19 protein-coding genes and 1 tRNA gene are annotated in these 16,302 nt (G+C 75.1%); 4 read left to right on the plus strand and 16 right to left on the minus strand.

Features of this window, described 5'->3' with window-relative positions:
* The first annotated feature begins 25 nt into the window (after positions 1 to 25).
* Both RSE42_RS12210 and RSE42_RS12215 read left to right on the plus strand, forming a co-directional pair.
* Positions 26 to 958 (plus strand): aldo/keto reductase, encoded by a 933-nt coding sequence (locus RSE42_RS12210; RefSeq protein WP_415296402.1) that lies wholly within the window; start codon positions 26 to 28, stop codon positions 956 to 958.
* 91 nt (positions 959 to 1,049) lie between these two features.
* Positions 1,050 to 1,496, plus strand: coding sequence for a hypothetical protein (locus tag RSE42_RS12215; protein ID WP_415296404.1), 447 nt, complete (start codon positions 1,050 to 1,052; stop codon positions 1,494 to 1,496).
* A gap of 96 nt (positions 1,497 to 1,592) precedes the next feature.
* Here the strand turns inward: RSE42_RS12215 and RSE42_RS12220 are convergent, their stop codons facing one another.
* Entirely contained in the window at positions 1,593 to 2,438 is an 846-nt protein-coding gene (locus RSE42_RS12220; protein ID WP_114553074.1) for an aldo/keto reductase, read from the minus strand.
* A 171-nt stretch (positions 2,439 to 2,609) separates the two neighbouring features.
* On the opposite strand from RSE42_RS12220, the gene RSE42_RS12225 reads away from it, so the two are divergent.
* Entirely contained in the window at positions 2,610 to 3,578 is a 969-nt protein-coding gene (locus RSE42_RS12225; RefSeq protein WP_051028408.1) for an SH3 domain-containing protein, read from the plus strand.
* 63 nt (positions 3,579 to 3,641) lie between these two features.
* Here the strand turns inward: RSE42_RS12225 and RSE42_RS12230 are convergent, their stop codons facing one another.
* The 13 genes from RSE42_RS12230 to RSE42_RS12290 all read right to left on the minus strand — a co-directional run bounded on the left by RSE42_RS12230 (position 3,642) and on the right by RSE42_RS12290 (position 13,251).
* Positions 3,642 to 4,211: a dihydrofolate reductase family protein gene (locus RSE42_RS12230; protein WP_021483178.1), complete on the minus strand. Its 570-nt coding sequence runs from the start codon at positions 4,209 to 4,211 to the stop codon at positions 3,642 to 3,644.
* Between the two features lie 192 nt (positions 4,212 to 4,403).
* Positions 4,404 to 4,476: transfer RNA gene (locus RSE42_RS12235), tRNA-Ala, on the minus strand.
* 68 nt (positions 4,477 to 4,544) lie between these two features.
* The gene (locus RSE42_RS12240) at positions 4,545 to 5,225 is read right to left on the minus strand and encodes a histidine phosphatase family protein (RefSeq protein WP_415296405.1); all 681 of its coding nucleotides are present in this window, start codon (positions 5,223 to 5,225) and stop codon (positions 4,545 to 4,547) included.
* A complete protein-coding gene (gene rsfS / locus RSE42_RS12245) occupies positions 5,222 to 5,668 on the minus strand; it encodes a ribosome silencing factor (protein ID WP_021482244.1) in 447 nt (148 codons plus the stop codon). Before rsfS ends, RSE42_RS12240 begins: the two co-directional genes overlap by 4 nt.
* Before the next feature lie 25 nt (positions 5,669 to 5,693).
* Complete coding sequence (locus RSE42_RS12250) at positions 5,694 to 6,743, minus strand: hypothetical protein (protein WP_415296408.1); 1,050 nt, start codon at positions 6,741 to 6,743, stop codon at positions 5,694 to 5,696.
* Positions 6,736 to 7,341, minus strand: a complete 606-nt coding sequence (gene nadD / locus RSE42_RS12255) for a nicotinate-nucleotide adenylyltransferase (protein WP_415296409.1) — start codon at positions 7,339 to 7,341, stop codon at positions 6,736 to 6,738. Before nadD ends, RSE42_RS12250 begins: the two co-directional genes overlap by 8 nt.
* A 43-nt stretch (positions 7,342 to 7,384) precedes the next feature.
* The gene (locus RSE42_RS12260) at positions 7,385 to 7,540 is read right to left on the minus strand and encodes a hypothetical protein (RefSeq protein WP_021483496.1); all 156 of its coding nucleotides are present in this window, start codon (positions 7,538 to 7,540) and stop codon (positions 7,385 to 7,387) included.
* A 190-nt stretch (positions 7,541 to 7,730) separates the two neighbouring features.
* Complete coding sequence (locus tag RSE42_RS12265; protein WP_415296411.1) at positions 7,731 to 9,095, minus strand: glutamate-5-semialdehyde dehydrogenase; 1,365 nt, start codon at positions 9,093 to 9,095, stop codon at positions 7,731 to 7,733.
* Between the two features lie 53 nt (positions 9,096 to 9,148).
* A complete protein-coding gene (proB, locus tag RSE42_RS12270) occupies positions 9,149 to 10,276 on the minus strand; it encodes a glutamate 5-kinase (protein ID WP_034651801.1) in 1,128 nt (375 codons plus the stop codon).
* 177 nt (positions 10,277 to 10,453) lie between these two features.
* Entirely contained in the window at positions 10,454 to 11,974 is a 1,521-nt protein-coding gene (obgE, locus tag RSE42_RS12275) for a GTPase ObgE (protein ID WP_415296413.1), read from the minus strand.
* 141 nt (positions 11,975 to 12,115) lie between these two features.
* Positions 12,116 to 12,373: a 50S ribosomal protein L27 gene (rpmA, locus tag RSE42_RS12280; RefSeq protein ID WP_021482383.1), complete on the minus strand. Its 258-nt coding sequence runs from the start codon at positions 12,371 to 12,373 to the stop codon at positions 12,116 to 12,118.
* 86 nt (positions 12,374 to 12,459) lie between these two features.
* Complete coding sequence (gene rplU, locus RSE42_RS12285) at positions 12,460 to 12,768, minus strand: 50S ribosomal protein L21 (protein ID WP_198285668.1); 309 nt, start codon at positions 12,766 to 12,768, stop codon at positions 12,460 to 12,462.
* Positions 12,769 to 13,044: 276 nt separating this feature from the next.
* Positions 13,045 to 13,251: a dodecin family protein gene (locus RSE42_RS12290; RefSeq protein WP_021482381.1), complete on the minus strand. Its 207-nt coding sequence runs from the start codon at positions 13,249 to 13,251 to the stop codon at positions 13,045 to 13,047.
* Between the two features lie 169 nt (positions 13,252 to 13,420).
* Between RSE42_RS12290 and RSE42_RS12295 the strand changes: the two genes are divergently transcribed.
* The gene (locus tag RSE42_RS12295; RefSeq protein ID WP_415296415.1) at positions 13,421 to 14,053 is read left to right on the plus strand and encodes a protein-L-isoaspartate O-methyltransferase family protein; all 633 of its coding nucleotides are present in this window, start codon (positions 13,421 to 13,423) and stop codon (positions 14,051 to 14,053) included.
* Here the strand turns inward: RSE42_RS12295 and RSE42_RS12300 are convergent.
* Positions 13,996 to 14,721, minus strand: a complete 726-nt coding sequence (locus RSE42_RS12300) for a thymidine kinase (protein WP_415296417.1) — start codon at positions 14,719 to 14,721, stop codon at positions 13,996 to 13,998. The two genes, RSE42_RS12295 and RSE42_RS12300, sit on opposite strands and share 58 nt — an antisense overlap.
* Positions 14,722 to 14,741: 20 nt before the next feature.
* Positions 14,742 to 16,238 (minus strand): 5'-nucleotidase, encoded by a 1,497-nt coding sequence (locus RSE42_RS12305; protein ID WP_415296419.1) that lies wholly within the window; start codon positions 16,236 to 16,238, stop codon positions 14,742 to 14,744.
* Between the last annotated feature and the right edge of the window lie 64 nt (positions 16,239 to 16,302).

Genomic DNA, 16,302 nt, shown 5'->3' on the forward strand with positions numbered 1-16,302 from the left:
CCCACCCCACGAAGGAGCTCCACCGATGAAGACCTTCACCCTGGCCGGCACCGACATCGTCGTCCCGGACGTCGTACTCGGCCTCATGCGCATCCAGGACAAGACCGACGACGAGGTCCGCACCCTCGTGCGCACCGCACGGGACGCCGGCATCACGTTCCTCGACCACGCCGACGTGTACGGCTCCGAGCTCCACGGCTGCGAGCGCCGCTTCGCCGAGGCGCTCGACCTCTCCCCCGCCGAGCGCACGGAGTGGGTCATCCAGTCCAAGGCCGGCATCGTCCCCGAGGGCCCGTACTTCGACTTCTCGTACGAGCACCTCGTCGCGTCCGTCGAGGGCTCGCTCGAGGCCCTGCGCACCGACTACCTCGACATCCTGCTGCTGCACCGCCCCGACGCCCTCGTCGAACCCGAGGAGGTCGCGCGCGCGTTCTCCGACCTGCACGCCGCGGGCAAGGTGCGGGCGTTCGGGGTCTCGAACCACACGCCGGGCCAGATCGAGCTGCTGCGCCGGTACGTCGAGCAGCCGATCGTCGCGAACCAGCTCCAGCTCTCCGTCACGCACGCCCCGCTCGTCGCGCAGGGCGTCGCCGCGAACATGCAGGCCCTCGACCAGTCGATCAGTCGCGACGAGGGCATCCTCGACTACTGCCGTCTCCACGACATCACGATCCAGGCCTGGTCCCCGTTCCAGGCAGGGTTCTTCACGGGCGTGTTCCTGGGGTCCGAGAAGTACCCCGAGCTCAACGCCGTGATCGACCGCCTCGCCGCCCGGTACGACGTGCCGCCCATCGCGATCGCGACCGCGTGGATCACGCGCCACCCGGCGCGGACGCAGGTCGTGCTCGGCACGACGAGCTCCGACCGGGTCGCCGGCGCCGCGCTCGGTTCGGATGTCCCGCTCACCCGTGCCGAGTGGTACGAGATGTTCCGCGCCGCGGGGTACACCGTCCCCTGATCCACGGGCGTCCAGGGCCCGGCACGAGCGCGTGCGGAAGGTCACGCGCTCGTCGTCCGAGGGGTCCCGCGGGGCGGTCTAGGCTCGTGCCGTGGCAACCTTCTCGGCAGTGACCCGGCAGCACATCCTCCAGGCCCTCGCGGACTGGGACGACCGGGGCCGGGACGCGTTCCTCGGGGTCTACGGGTTCACCGCGTCCCCCGGCACCCCGCTCGTCCACGAGGACCGCGTCTACGACGCGCAGGCGATCCTCGGCGTCGCGCACCGGTACGCGACCGGCCGCGTCGCGACCGCCGAGGAGTTCCGCAGCAGCCCCGTCGGCGTCGCGGACCTGCTGCGCAAGCGCGGGTTCGACGTGCCCGGTGCCGCCCCCGCGGCGTCCGCACCCGCACGTCGGGCCACGGCGAAGGCCGCGCCCGCGACGCGCACACCGCGCCGCACGACGGCCCGCTCCGCGGAGCCGGAGAAGCCGCCGGCCGTGTGCCCCACGTGCTTCACGGTCCTGCCCGCCACGGGCATCTGCGACGAGTGCGGCTGAGCCGACCTCCCACCTGCGCACGACGAGGGGCGCCGTCCGACCGGACGGCGCCCCTCGTCGTGCGTGCTGCCTCGCGGGAGGCCGCGGGCGACCGGGTCAGTTGACCTCGGACGGGTGGGCGCTCACGCGACCCGAGCCGTCACCCGTGTCGAGGGCGTCGATCGCGGCGACCTCGTCGGCGGTGAGCTCGAACCCGAAGAGGTCGAAGTTCTCCACCATGCGCTCCTTGCGGGACGACTTCGGGAAGACGATGAAGCCGCGCTGCAGGTGCCAGCGCAGCACCGCCTGGGCGGGCGTCACGCCGTGGGCGGCCGCGGCGTCGACGACGGCCTGCTTCTCGAAGAGCGGGTACTTGCCCTGGCCGAGCGGACCCCAGGCCTCGATCTTCGTGCCGTTCGCGTCGGCCCAGGCGAGCACGTCGCGCTGCTGGTAGGCCGGGTGCAGCTCGATCTGGTCGACGGCGGGCACGACGCCCGTGTCGGCGACGATCCGGTCGAGGTGCTCGGGCAGGTGGTTGGAGACGCCGATCGAGCGCGCGAGGCCCGCGTCGCGGATCTCGATGAGCTTCGCCCACGCGTTCGTGTACTGGTCCTGCTCGGGCGCGGGCCAGTGCGTGAGGTACAGGTCGACATGGCCGAGGCCGAGCTTGTCGAGGCTCTCACGGATCGCGTCGTGCGGCTGCTCGCCCGACTGGCGGTCGTTCCAGAGCTTCGTCGTGACGAAGAGCTCGTCGCGGGGGATGCCGCTCTTCGCGATGGCGGCGCCGACACCCTCCTCGTTGCGGTAGATCGCCGCGGTGTCGATGTGGCGGTAGCCGACCTCGAGGGCCTCGCTGACGGCCTTCTCGGCCTCGTCCGGCGGCACGAGGAAGACGCCGAAGCCGAGCTGCGGGATGGTGTGACCGGAGTTGAGCGTCACGGTCGGTACAGGGGGAACGGTCATGCTTCCAGCGTAGGAACCCGCCTCCCGCCCGTCCAACGACTGCGGCGCATACGACTCAGCGCTGCCGCTCATGAGTCGAACGGGAGCGCTGCACGGAATGTCCGACTGGACTTCTCAGATCACGGTTTGGTTACATTGGCGCGTCCTACCCACGAAGAACCGGAGCGCACCATGTCCCGAGGCCGCCACAGCGCAGCCCCCGCCACCGCGCGCTCCTTCCGGCTCCCGGCCCTGCCGACGCTGCCGGTCCGGTCGCTCAAGCTCCCCGCGCTGGCGCTCGTCACGCTGCTCGGCGCGGGTGCCGTGGGCGCGGGCCCCCAGCCTGCGGAGGGCAACCCCGACCTCGCTCCGCTGAGCGTCGAGCCCACCGCCGGCGCGAGCGTGGAGCGCGGCACGGGAGCCGCCAGCCGCTCGTCCGAGCGCGTCGCGCCGCCCACGGCGCCGCAGGAGCCCCCGGTCGTCGAGACCGCGGCGGAGATCGCCGTCGTGCCGGCCGCCCAGGCCGCCCCGACGCCCCCGCCCCTGCCGCCCGTGACCGGCCAGCTCTGGACCACCGAGGCCGTCAACGTGCGCTCCGCGCCGTCCCCGGACGCCGAGCGCGTCGCGACCACCGAGTTCGGCGCCGCCGTCGACGTCACGGGCGTCACCGAGGGCGACTGGAGCCAGATCGTCTGGGACGGCGCGGCCGCGTGGATCAAGTCGAGCTTCCTCGCGCAGTCGCAGCCCGAGGCGCCCCAGGTCGCCGCCGCCGCGGCCGGGGGGTCGAGCGCCGGCGGCGTCTCGGACGCCGCGTGCTCCGTGAGCACCGGGATCGAGTCGTCGCTGCGCGCCAACGCGCGCGCCGTCTACCGCTCCGTGTGCGCGAACTTCCCCCAGGTCACCACGTTCGGCGGCATCCGCCCCGGCGACGACGGCGACCACGGCACGGGCCGCGCCGTCGACATCATGATCAGCGGCGAGACCGGCTGGGACATCGCGCGCTACCTGCAGGCCAACGCGGGCTCGCTCGGCATCACGTACCTCATCTACCAGCAGAAGATCTGGATGGCCGGCGACCCGGCGAGCGCGTGGTCCGGCATGGAGGACCGCGGCGGCGCGACCGCCAACCACTTCGACCACGTGCACGTCAGCACGTCGTAGTCCCCGCTCCTCCCGCACGAGCGCCCGGCCGGCACCTGCCGCGCCGGGCGTCGTCGTCCCGGCTCACGGCACGGCCGTCACGGGCCGGTACCGCACCGCGACGGCGCCCGAGCGCAGCTCCTGCCGGTCCACCAGCTCGAGCGTGATGCGCTCGCGCAACCCCGACAGCAGCGTCGGCCCGTGCCCCGCCAGGACCGGCTGCACGAGGAACGCGTACTCGTCGATCAGCCCGAGATTCGCGAGCGCGAGCGGCAGCGTCACGCCACCGACGAACAGCGACCCGCCCGGCTGCTCCTTGAGCCGCCGCACCGCGTCACCCAGGTCGCCCTCGACGAGCTCGGCGTTCCAGTCGACCTCGCGCAGCGTGCTCGACACCACGTGCTTCCTCGCCCCGTCGATCGCCTCCGCGAACGGGACGTCCCGCTCCCCCATCCAGTCCGGCCACGCGCCCGACGCCGGACGGCGCCACGCCGCCTCCATCATCTGGTAGGTGACCCGCCCGAACAGCAGCGCGTCCGCGCGCTCCGTCTCCTCGGTCCAGAACCGCATCGACTCCTCGTCGGGCGGCAGTCCCGCCTCGTGGTGGCAGCAGCCGTCGAGCGTGACGTTGATCGCGTAGCGCAGTGGCCTCATCGCGTGCCCTCCCCCGGGTACCCGCGCGACGGGCGGAGCGCCGTCGCACCGCACCAGCGTGGCAGGCGCGGCTGGCCGCGCCAAGACCCGCGGCCTCCACCGGCGAGCACCGGGCGGCGCGCAGGACGCAGAAAAGCCGGACGGGAGCCCGCCCATCGCTCGATGATGCGTGCTCCCGTCCGGCTCTACGGGTGGAGCTGAGGGGACTCGAACCCCTGACCCCCTGCATGCCATGCAGGTGCGCTACCAGCTGCGCCACAGCCCCGTGGATCCGTGAAGATCCAGGTCATGCACTCCTCCGGCCGGTTTCCCGTCCTGCGGAGCGTCGCTAGTCTACGCAGAAACTGGCTCCAGATTCCAATCCGGTCCCGCGTTCCACTCGTCGAGCGGGAACCCGGCCCCGACGTTGTGCGCCACGAGGCGCCACGCGGGCGTCGCGGCGGGCGCCGAGCGGTGCAGGTGGGACCAGTGGACGTTGTGCAGCCCGGAGATCCCGCGCCAGCCCTCCGGGTCCAGGCCGAGCAGCGCGGTGACCGCGAGCGTGATCGCGGCGCCGTGCGAGACGACGACGAGCGTGTCGTCCCGCTCCAGGGACTCCACGTGCTCGGTCACGGACGCGACGAGGCGCGCCGCGACGTCGGCCTTGGACTCCGCACCCGCGCGCACGGGCTCCTCGCCCTGGCGCCACGCCGCGTACTCCTCGGGCCAGCGCTCGGCGATCTCCGGGCCCGTGAGGCCCTCCCACTCCCCGAAGCCGCGCTCGCGCAGCCGGGGGTCGTACGTGATGTCCGCGCCGGTCGCCGCCGCGTACGCGCGCGCGGTGTCGGCGGCGCGCACGAGGTCGGACGCGACGACGCGCGTCGCGCGGTGCGCGCTCGCGAGGGCCTTCGCGCCCTGCTCCGCCTGCCACCGCCCGACGGCGTCGAGCGGGATGTCGACCTGCCCCTGCAGGCGCATCGTCGCGTTGTACGCGGTGCGACCGTGGCGCAGGAGGACGAGCGTGCCGGCGGTCACGCCAGGGGCTCCCCCGAGAGGCGGATGGCGCCGTCGCCGCGCGTGGTGTCGTCGGTGTCGTCGGCCGTGCCGTCCCCGCCGCGCGCGTCCTCCGGCAGCTCGACGACCGGGCAGTCTTTCCACAGCCGCTCCAGCGCGTAGTACACGCGGTCCTCGGCGTGCTGCACGTGCACGACGACGTCCCCGAAGTCGAGCAGGACCCAGCGGGCCTCCTGCTTGCCCTCGCGGCGGATCGGCTTGGACCCGGCCTTGTGCATGGCCTCCTCGACGGCGTCGACGATCGCCGAGACCTGGCGCTCGCTCGACCCCGAGGCGATGAGGAACACGTCGGTCAGGACGAGCTGCTCGCTCACGTCGAGCGCGATGATCTCCTCGGCCTTGCGGTCGGACGCCGCCCGGGCGGCGATGACGGCGAGCTCGAGGGCTCGGTCGGTGGCGGTCACGTGTCTCCGTTCGTGGTGCGGCCGGTCAGCGGCCGGTGTCGAGGGTGCCGGGGTCGTCCCACGTCCGCACGGCGGCGGCCGAGGCGCTCGCGTCCTCCACGGCCAGGCCCGGGTCGTCGCGGGACACGAGCGTCCAGACGAGCAGACCGAGGACGAACGCGACGGCGACGAGGATCAGGTAGTGCAGCCACGTGTACGACGGGCCTCGCCGCTCGTCCTCGAGGTGGTCGTCGTCCGACTCCTCGGGCTCGGCGGCACGACCGCGCACGCGGGGGAAGAGCTCGTCCGACCCGCCGGCGGGAGAGGGTGCGTGCTCCCGCACGCCGCCGAAGGGCGACGTCTGCTCGCGCTCCGCGCCCGCGGGCTCGGGCGCGGAGCCTGCCGTGATCGCGGACCACGGCAGGGCCGCGCCGCCTGCCTCGGCGGGCGGTGCCGGGGCGGGCGCGCGCTCGGGAGCGGGCGCGCGCGTCCCCGCCCAGGGGGAGGTCGCCGGTGCCGGCGCGGGCGTGCCGGGCGGGGCAGTGCTGGTGGGCGGGGCCGCGAACGCCGAGAGGCGCGGCGGCTGCGTCGCCTCGGGACGCGCGGGGCCCGAGCCCGCGGCGAGACCGCCGACCGGAGCCGACGGCGTCGCGGGCCGCACGGGGCCGGACGCGCCGGGCACCGGGGGGCGCTGGGCCGCAGCGGGGGGACGCGAGGACGTGCGCGTGGGCACGACGGGCGTCGGGGCCGGCGGGCGGATCGCGACGCGCTCGGCCGTCTCCTGGACCGGCGTGAGGCGCCCGGTCTCGTCCAGGCCACGCATGCCGCCCGAGGCGGCCGGGGGTCGCACGACCGACGGCTGTGCCGGGTGCTCCGCCGGGCCGGTCGTCTCGCGCAGGGTGCGGCGCGACGGCGGCGGGCCGGACGGCGCGGCCGGGCGCGCCGGCTGCTGCCAGCCGCCCGCACCCGGTGCCGGGGCAGGCGGGGGCGCAGCGCTCTGCGCGGACCGCTCGGCGGCGGCCGCCTGCTCGCGCTCGCGCATCTCGCGCCGGGTGAGCGGGCGGACGGGCTGCATGTTGCTGCCGTTGTCACTCATCGTGCTGACCTCGATACAAACCGTGCTTGGCGATGTACTGGACCACGCCGTCCGGAACCAGGTACCACACCGGCTGCCCGGCCTCCGCGCGCCGACGGCAGTCCGTCGACGAGATCGCGAGGGCGGGGACCTCGAGCGTCGTGACCACGCCCGGAGGCAGGCCCTCGACGCTCAGCTGGTGGCCCGGGCGGGAGACAGCCACGAAGTGTGCCATCTTCCAGAGCTCGTCGGCATCCTTCCAGGTGAGGATCTGCTCGACGGCGTCCGCACCCGTGATGAAGAACAGCTCGGCGTCCGGTCGCGCGGCCCGCAGGTCGCGCAGCGTGTCGACCGTGTAGGTCAGCCCGGGCCGGTCCACGTCCACACGGCTCACCGTGAACCGCGGGTTCGACGCGGTCGCGATGACGGTCATGAGGTAGCGGTGCTCGGCCGGGCTGACGGTCTGGTGCTGCTTGAACGACGGCTTGCCCGTGGGGACGAAGACGACCTCGTCGAGGTCGAACCGCGCCGCGGCCTCGCTCGCGGCGACCAGGTGGCCGTGGTGGACGGGGTCGAACGTGCCACCCATCACCCCCAGGCGGGCCCGGCGCGGGCTCATCGACGCGTCATCGGTCGCGGGCGCTTCCGTCGTCCGGGGCGGGTCAGTGCCGCGTGCCGACGCTGCGGAACGCGTAGGTCACGAGCAGCAGGGCCACGAGCCCGCCGAACCCGAGCAGCCCGTACGCGAGCGGCGGGATGGGCAGGTGCGACGCGGCCTCGGCGCCTTCCTCGGCGGCCAGCACGACGGCAGAGATCACGACGTCCTCCTCGAAGGTCGTCCCCGGGCCGGACGGGCACGTGCCGCGGGCCGGGGTGGTGCGATGGAACGGTACGCCCGCCGGGACCGGCCCGACGGCGGACCGGACGGGCGCCGGTCGCCGACCAGTCTCTCACGACCGTCCGGGGACCTCGTCCGGCGGGTATCAGGTACCCGCCGGCGGCCGTGCGTCAGGGGCGGACGTGGCCGTCCCCGTGCACGACCCACTTCGTCGTCGTGAGCTCCGCGAGGCCCATGGGGCCGCGCGCGTGGAGCTTCTGGGTCGAGATGCCGATCTCCGCCCCGAGGCCGAACTGGCCGCCGTCGGTGAAGCGGGTCGAGGCGTTGACCATGATGGCGGCGGAGTCGAGCTCGGCGACGAATCGCTCCGACGCCGCGAGGTCGCACGTGACGATCGCCTCGGTGTGGCCCGACGTCCAGGTCCGCACGTGCTCGATCGCGGCGTCGAGGTCGTCGACGACGCGCACGGCGATCTCGGGCGCGAGGTACTCGGTCGCCCAGTCCTCGTCCGTGGCCGCGAGCACGTCGGTTCCCGCGGGCGCGAGGCCGGCCGTGCGGTCGTCGCCGTGCACGACGACGCCCGCCTCGGTGAGCGCGGCGAGCGCGGCCGGGAGGAACTCGGGGGCGGCCTCCGCGTGGACGAGGAGCGTCTCCGCGGCGTTGCAGACGCCCACGCGCTGCGTCTTGGCGTTGAGGAGGATCTCGAGCGCCATGGCCCGGTCCGCGCTCGCGTCGACGTACACGTGGACGTTGCCGACCCCGGTCTCGATGACGGGGACGGTCGACTCGCGCACGACGGTGCGGATGAGGTCCGCCCCGCCGCGCGGGACGAGGACGTCGACGAGACCCCGCGCGTGCATGAGCGCGACGGCCCCCGGGCGCCCGTGCCGGTCGATCGACTGCACGAGGTCGCCGGGCAGCCCCTGCGCCTCGAGCGCACGGGCCAGCACGCCGACGATCACCTCGTTGGAGCTCGCCGCCGCGGACCCGCCGCGCAGGATCACCGCGTTGCCGCTCTTGAGCGCGAGTCCCGCGGCGTCGACCGTCACGTTGGGGCGCGCCTCGTAGATCATGCCGACGACGCCCATGGGCACGCGCAGCTGGCGCAGGCGCAGGCCGTTCGGCAGGGTCGAGCCGCGCACGACCTCCCCCACCGGGTCCGGCAGGCCCGCGAGCGCGCGCAGCGCGTCGGCGATCGCGGCGACGCGCTGCGCGTCGAGCGCGAGCCGGTCGAGCAGCCCCTCGCTCATGCCGTTCGCGCGCTCACGCTCCAGGTCGACGGCGTTCGCGGCCACGATCTCGTCGGTCGCCGCGACGAGCGCGTCGGCGAGCGCGAGGAGCGCGGCGTCCTTCGTCGCGCGGGTCGCCGTCGCGAGCGTGCGCGACGCGACCTTGGCGCGGCGCGCGACGTCCTCGACGGCCGCCGCGACGTCGGTCGGAGCGTCGGTCGGAGTGTCGGTCGCGGCTGCGGCAGGACCGGCGGTCCCGGGCTCGGCGGCGCCCGCGACGACGGGCGCGTCCTCGGTGGTGGTCATGGTCCGAGCCTACGTCGGCGGCCGTCGCGCCGGGAGCGTCGTCCGGCCCGCGGTCAGCGCGCGCGCCGCCGCACGAGGACGAGGTCGTCGCGGTGCACGACCTCGCGGTCGTAGCCCTGACCGAGCTCGGCCCGCAGCTCCGTGGTCGACCGGCCGAGGAGGTCCGGGATGTCGCGCGACTCGAACGCGACCAGGCCGCGGGCGACCACGCGCCCGTCGGACGTGACGAGCTCGACCGGGTCGCCGGCGTCGAACTCCCCCTCGACCGCGGTGATCCCCGCGGGCAGCAGCGAGGCGCGCCCACCCTGCACGGCCCGCACCGCGCCGTCGTCCAGCACGAGGCGGCCGCGCGTGCGGGCGGCGTGCGCGAGCCAGAGCCGACGGCGCGTCGTCCGCCTGCCCGTCGCGGCGAACCAGGTCCCGACGGGCTCGCCGGCGAGCGCGGCGGCGGCGTGCTGCGCCTTGGTGAGCACCACGGGGATGCCCGTGCCGGTCGCGATGGAGACCGACTCGAGCTTGGTGAGCATGCCGCCCGTGCCGACCGCGCTCCCCCGTCCCGTCACCTCGACGCCCTCGATGTCGGCCGGCGAGCGCACCTCGGCGATCCTGCGCGCGCCCGGGCGCGACGGCGGGCCGTCGTACAGGCCGTCGACGTCCGTGAGCAGGACCATGGCGTCGGCCCGCACGAGGTGGGAGACGAGCGCGGCGAGCCGGTCGTTGTCGCCGAAGCGGATCTCGTCGGTCGCGACGGCGTCGTTCTCGTTGACGACGGGCACGACGCCGAGGTCGAGCAGGCGCTCGAGCGAGCGCTGGGCGTTGCGGTAGTGCCCGCGACGCACCGTGTCCTCCGCGGTGAGGAGCACCTGCCCGACGCGCAGCCCGTGCGCCGCGAACGCCTCGGCGTACCGGGCGACGAGCATGCCCTGCCCGACCGACGCCGCGGCCTGCGCCGTCGCGAGGTCGCGCGGTCGGGTCGCGAGGCCGAGGGGGCCGATCCCGGCGGCGATGGCGCCGGACGTGACCAGCACGACCTGGCCGCCGTCCGCGCGTCGGGCCGCGAGGACGTCGACGAGAGCCCGCAGGGCCGCGAGGTCGAGGTGGCCGTCGGCGCCCGTGAGCGACGACGAGCCGATCTTCACGACCACGCGGCGGGCGGAGGCGATCTCGGAGCGGGAGGACAGCGCGTTCACGCGCCCATCATCGCCGCCGGAGGGCCGCCGCCGCGCACGATTTCACGGACCAGGACGCCTGCGCCCGGGACCGGCCCGCTCCCGGGCCGCGCCGAGGACGTCCCGGGCACGGCCGAGGGCCCGGTCCCCACGGGAACCGGGCCCTCGGCGGCGCGGACGACGCCGGGGTCAGTCGAAATCGGGGTCCGTCCAGGTGCCGGCCTGGCGCTCGGTCCACAGCTCGCGCCGCGCCTCCGCCTTGGCGTCCATGCGCTCGTGGTGCTCGCGCCGCTTCTCGGAGCGGGTCGGGCGCAGGCTCTCGTCGAGGCGGTTGTCGGAACCGCGCGGGCCGCCGAGCAGCTCGGAGCCCGACATGAGCGTCGGCTCCCAGTCGAAGACGACCGCGTTGACGTCGCTGCCGATGCGCACCTCGTCGCCCGCGACGGCGCCCGCCTCGAACAGCTTGTCCTCGACGCCCAGGCGCGCGAGGCGGTCCGCGAGGTAGCCCACGGCCTCGTCGTTGGAGAAGTCCGTCTGGCGGACCCAGCGCTCCGGCTTGGCGCCGCGCACCTCGAACCAGTAGTCGGTCGCCCCGCCCTTGCGCTTGACCGTGAACCCGGCCTCGTCGACCGCGCGCGGCCGCAGCACGACGCGCGTCGGCTCGGGGGCGGGCGCCTCGGCGCGCGCCTTCTCCACGAGCTCGGCGAGCGCGTACGTCAGCGGGCGCAGGCCCTCGTGGCTCGCGGTCGAGATCTCGAACACCCGCAGGCCGCGCGCCTCGAGGTCGGGCTTGACGAGCTCGGCCAGGTCGCGCGCCTCGGGGACGTCGATCTTGTTGAGGACGACGAGGCGCGGACGCTCGGTGAGCGGCACCCGCCCGCCCTCGATCTCGAGGTCCTGCGCGTAGGCCGCGAGCTCCGCCTCGATGACGTCGAGGTCGCTGATCGGGTCCCGGCCGGGCTCGAGCGTCGCGCAGTCGAGCACGTGCACGATCACCGCGGTGCGCTCGATGTGGCGCAGGAACTCCAGGCCGAGGCCCTTGCCCTCGCTCGCTCCCGGGATGAGGCCCGGGACGTCCGCGACGGTGAAGCGCGCCGAGCCGGCCTGCACGACGCCCAGGTTGGGCACGAGCGTCGTGAACGGGTAGTCGGCGATCTTGGGCCGCGCCGCGGAGATGGCGGCGACGAGCGACGACTTGCCCGCGCTCGGGTACCCGACGAGCGCGACGTCCGCGATGGTCTTCAGCTCGAGGACGACGTCCCGCTCCTCGCCCGGCTCGCCGAGCAGGGCGAAGCCCGGCGCCTTGCGGCGCGGGGACGAGAGCGCCGCGTTGCCGAGACCGCCGCGGCCGCCCTCCGCCACGACGTACTCGGCACCCTCGCCGACGAGGTCGGCGAGCACCGTGCCGTCGGGGGACTTGACGACCGTGCCGTCCGGGACGCGCAGGACGAGGTCCTCGCCGTTGGCGCCGTCGCGGTCGTCACCCATGCCCTGGGTGCCCGACGTCGCGTGGCGGTGCGGCGAGTGGTGGTACTCGAGGAGCGTCGTGGTCTGGGAGTCGACGACGAGGCGGACGGTGCCGCCGTCACCGCCGTTGCCGCCGTCGGGGCCGGCGAGCGGCTTGAACTTCTCGCGCCGGACCGAGGCGCACCCGTTCCCCCCGTCGCCGCCGGAGACGTGCAGGACGACACGGTCGACGAAGCTGGCCATGGAGGGATCCTCTCAGAGGTGGGTCGTGCGGTGCCGCGGTCGCGGCGGGTGGTGCGGCCCGCGGGGACGGGCGCCGGAAACGGCAGGAGGGGCGCACCGCGTCGGTGCGCCCCTCCTGCTCGAAGCCTCTGTGGCTGTCGCTCAGCCCTCGGCGGAGACGATGTCGACGACCTTGCGGCCGCGACGGGTGCCGAACTGGACCGCGCCGGCGGCCAGGGCGAACAGCGTGTCGTCCTTGCCGCGGCCGACGTTCTCACCGGGGTGGAAGTGGGTGCCGCGCTGGCGGACGATGATCTCGCCCGACTTGACGACCTGCCCGCCGAAGCGCTTCACGCCGAGGCGCTGGGCGTTCGAGTCGCGACCGTTGCGCGAGGAGCTCGCGCCCTTCTTGTGTGCCATGACGAACCTGCTTTCGTGCTGGTCTGCTGAGGGAGGGTGCCGACGGCGCGGCGCGGCTCCGGGCCGCTAGCTCGCGCCGGGCGAGATCACTTGATGCCGGTGACCTTGAGGCGGGTCAGCTGCTGACGGTGACCCTGACGACGGCGGTAACCGGTCTTGTTCTTGTACCGCAGGATCGTGATCTTCGGACCCTTCTCGTCCCGCACGACCTCGGCGGTGACCTTGACCTTCGCCAGCTTCGCCGCGTCGGTGGTCACCTTCTCCCCGTCCACCAGCAGGAGAGCGGGCAGCTCGAGGGACTCACCGGCCTTGGCGGACACCCGGTCCACCACGACGATGTCGCCGACGGAAACCTTCTCCTGACGGCCACCGGCCTTGACGATCGCGTACACCACGTTGCTGCTCATCTCTCCTAGTCTTGGCGTGCTCGTCACGGCGAGTTCGTCTTGGAGACTCCGACCACGCCGCGGCGTGCGAGTGCGAGTCGTCCGTGGGCACACGGGACCGGCGCGCCTGGGCGCGCCGACGTCCAAGATTACGGACCGCAGGGCGTCCTGGTCAAATGGCGCGCACGGACCCCGGCGCGGGCGACCGCTCCGGGGCGCGTAGCAGGCGTCGCACCGAGGACCGCGGACGGCGGCGCCTCCGTGCGACGAGGCCGCCGGCCGACCCTACTCGAGGACGAACGTGACCTCCAGCACGACCTGCCAGGCCGTGATGCGGCCGTCGGCCACGTCGACCTTCTGCTCCTTGACCCACGCGCCCGAGACGTTGCGCAGCGTGCTCGCGGCGCGCTCGACGCCGATCCGCACGGCGTCCTCGAAGCTCGTGTCCGACCGCGCGCTGATGTGCGTGATCCGTGCCACCGTTCCGCTCATGCCGGCTCCCCGGTCCAGGGCGGGCGCACCGATGCGCCCGCGCACCCGTCGAGCATCCCGCCGTCCCCGCGGCCGCGCCACCGGGGCGCCTCCCGCTCAAGACCCTGCGCGGCCCGCCCGGGGGCGCGGCGTCCGCCCTCGTGCCTACGCTGGCCGTGGAGGTGGTCGCATGCGCCCCGCGGGCCCGCCCGACGACGCGCGCCGGGACGACGCCGTCGCCGCGGCGATGCGCACGGTCGACCGCCGCGGCTTCCTCCCCCGCGCGCAGCGGCGCTGGGCCGCGCAGGACCGACCGCTCGCCATCGGCCACGGCCAGACCAGCTCGCAGCCGTCGACGGTCGCCGCGATGCTGCGCCTGCTCGACGTCGTCCCGGGCGCCCGGGTGCTCGACGTCGGCGCCGGGTCGGGCTGGACGACCGCGCTGCTCGCACGGCTCGTCGGACCGACGGGACGCGTGCTGGGCGTCGAGCGCCACGCCGATCTCGCCGCGTGGGGCGCGGCGAACCTCGCCGCGGTGCGCGCGCCGTGGGCGCGCCTCGTCCTCGCGACGCCCGGCGTCCTCGGCACGCCGGGCGAGCAGTACGACCGGGTGCTCGTGTCCGCCGCCGCCGAGGCCCTCCCCCGCGCCCTCGTCGACCAGCTCGTGCCCGGCGGGCGCCTGGTCGTCCCCGTGCGGCACACGATGCTCGTCGTCGTGCGCGACCCCGACGCCCCGGACGGGGTGCGGGTGAGCGAGCACGGCTCCTACTCGTTCGTCCCGCTCGTCGAGGACCCGGCGGGACCGGCCTCGCCACAGTCCTGACGGCGCCACGGGGCTCCTGGCAGGTGCGCCCGGCAGCGCGCCTCGTAGCTCTCGGCGCCGCCCACGTGCGCGGCGACCGGCGCGAGCGGGTCGCCGGCCCCGCGGCCGTCGGGCTCCGGCTCCCGGACGACGCGCACGTGGAACGCGGCGTCCTCGCCGCACACGGCGCACACCGCCGTGAGCTTGTCGACCCGCTCGGCGAGCGCGGCGAGCGCGGGCAGGGGTTCGAAGGGCCGCGCGTCGAACGTGACGTCGAGCCCGGCGACGACCACGACGAGCCCGTCGTCGGCGAGCCGCTGGACGACGTCGACGAGCTCCGGCCCGAAGAAGTGCGCCTCGTCGACGGCGACCAGGTCGAGCGGCCCGGCGCCGCGGACGATCCGCTCGAGGTCGTGCGCGTCGCGGGCGGTGCGCGAGGGGATCGCGAGACCCGAGTGCGAGCTCACCGTGCCGGTGCCGCGCCGGGTGTCGAGGACGTGCCCGACCACCTCGACGCGGCGCCCCGCGACCTCCGCGCGCCGGACCCGGCGCAGGAGCTCCTCCGTCTTGCCGGCGAACATCGGGCCGCACACGACTTCGACGCGTCCGCCGGGTCGGGGCGTCGGGAGCCCTGCGTCACCGGCCCCGGGAACGGTCCCTGGGGCGCCCGGGCGTGCCGCGTCGCTCATGCGAGCAGTGAACCACCGGCTCAGTGGTGGCGCGCGCCGCCGTTCGACGACGGCCGGACGGGCAGCGGCTTCGGCTCGCCGGCGGGGCCGAGGACGGAGACGCGGTCGGGGGCGCCGGGCCGCGCGTCCCGGCGGCTGAGGAGCGTCGTGCCGGACGAGGTAGGGCTCGCCGTGCCGGTCGGTGCGTCGGCCTGCTCGTCGCCGGACGCCGCCGGGGAGGCGGCGTCGGCCGGGGCGTCGGGAGCGGGTGCCGTCTTCTCCCCCTCGGGCGCGGGCGTCGGCTCGGCCGGCACCCCCGCCGCGATCCCGGCGAGCCCGGGCCCGCCGATCCCCGGGACGGACCGGACGAGCGGGAGCTCGCGCGTCCCGGTGCCCGACGCACGGCCGCCCTCTGCGGTGCGCTCGCCCGCCGGGTCGGGAGTCGGCCGCTCCCCCGCCGGATCGTGGGCCGGCCGCTCGTCGTCCGCGTCGCGCTCCGCCGACGCACCGGGCGCGGGCGGGGTGGCCGCCTCGCGGCGACCGGGCGCGGGCGCCGCGACGTCGGCCGCGCGCGTCGACCGTGCGTCGAGGGCCGGGTCGGCCGGCAGGACGCCGCGGTTCAGCTCGCCGTACGGCACGTGGACCGACGGCGCGACCCGGCGCGCCGCCTCGACCACGGCGCGCTGGTCGTCGAAGAAGATGTGCGGCCGCAGCACCTCGAGCACGCCGCCCTTGTCCACGCCCCCGAGGAAGAACGCGTCGTCGACCGTCACGCCCCACGAGGAGAGCGTCGCGACCGCGCGCTCGTGCGCCGGGGCCGAACGGGCCGTGACGAGCGAGACGTGCACGCGCGGCCGGTAGGACGGGTCGGTCGCGTGCCGCTCGCGCTCGACCACCTGCACGCGGTGGATGCCGACGAGGAGCTCGCGCAGCGGCCCCCGGCCGAGCGGCACGTCGGCGTTGAGCGCCTCGTGCTCACGGAACGACGCGAGACCGCCGTCCTGGTAGCGGCGCTCCGAGGAGTCGTCGGCGAGGACGCCGTCGAAGTCGAACGCGATGCGCAGCTCGTCGCCCTCCTCGTCGGCGAACGTCGGGTCGAGCACGTACCCCGCGGGCAGGCCCAGGTCGACGGCGTCGCGTACGGAGCGCTCGTCGGCCGAGAGGAAGAGGTCCACGTGCAGGGGACGGATGAACTCGTGCGGGCTGCGCCCCTGGCGGAAGACGGCGCGCGTGATGTCGAGGTCGTGGTGCCGCACGGAGCGCATGACGCGCAGGCCGGTCTCCGGGGAGTTGCGGGACATGACGATGACCTCGACGAGCGGGTCGTCGGCGGAGGGCGCGAGGTCGTTGAGCGCGAGCAGGCGGCGCACGAACCCGAAGGCGACGCCGGGGGCCAGCGCGTCGTCGCGGTGGCGCTCCTGGAAGTCGCGGTACGCCGCCTCCCCCTGCGTGCGGAACACGCGGTCGGACTCGGTGAGGTCGAACAGTGCGGACGAGGCGACGCCGACGACGAGGCGGCCCGAGAGGTCGTAACCCATGCGCGCATGATGCCAGGTGCGGGTGACGTGCACGAAGACCGCCCGGGGACGCGGCAGGGGCGAG

Origin of the sequence: Cellulosimicrobium sp. SJTW-1, from assembly GCF_047716875.1 — a bacterium.
GTDB lineage: Bacteria > Actinomycetota > Actinomycetes > Actinomycetales > Cellulomonadaceae > Cellulosimicrobium > Cellulosimicrobium funkei.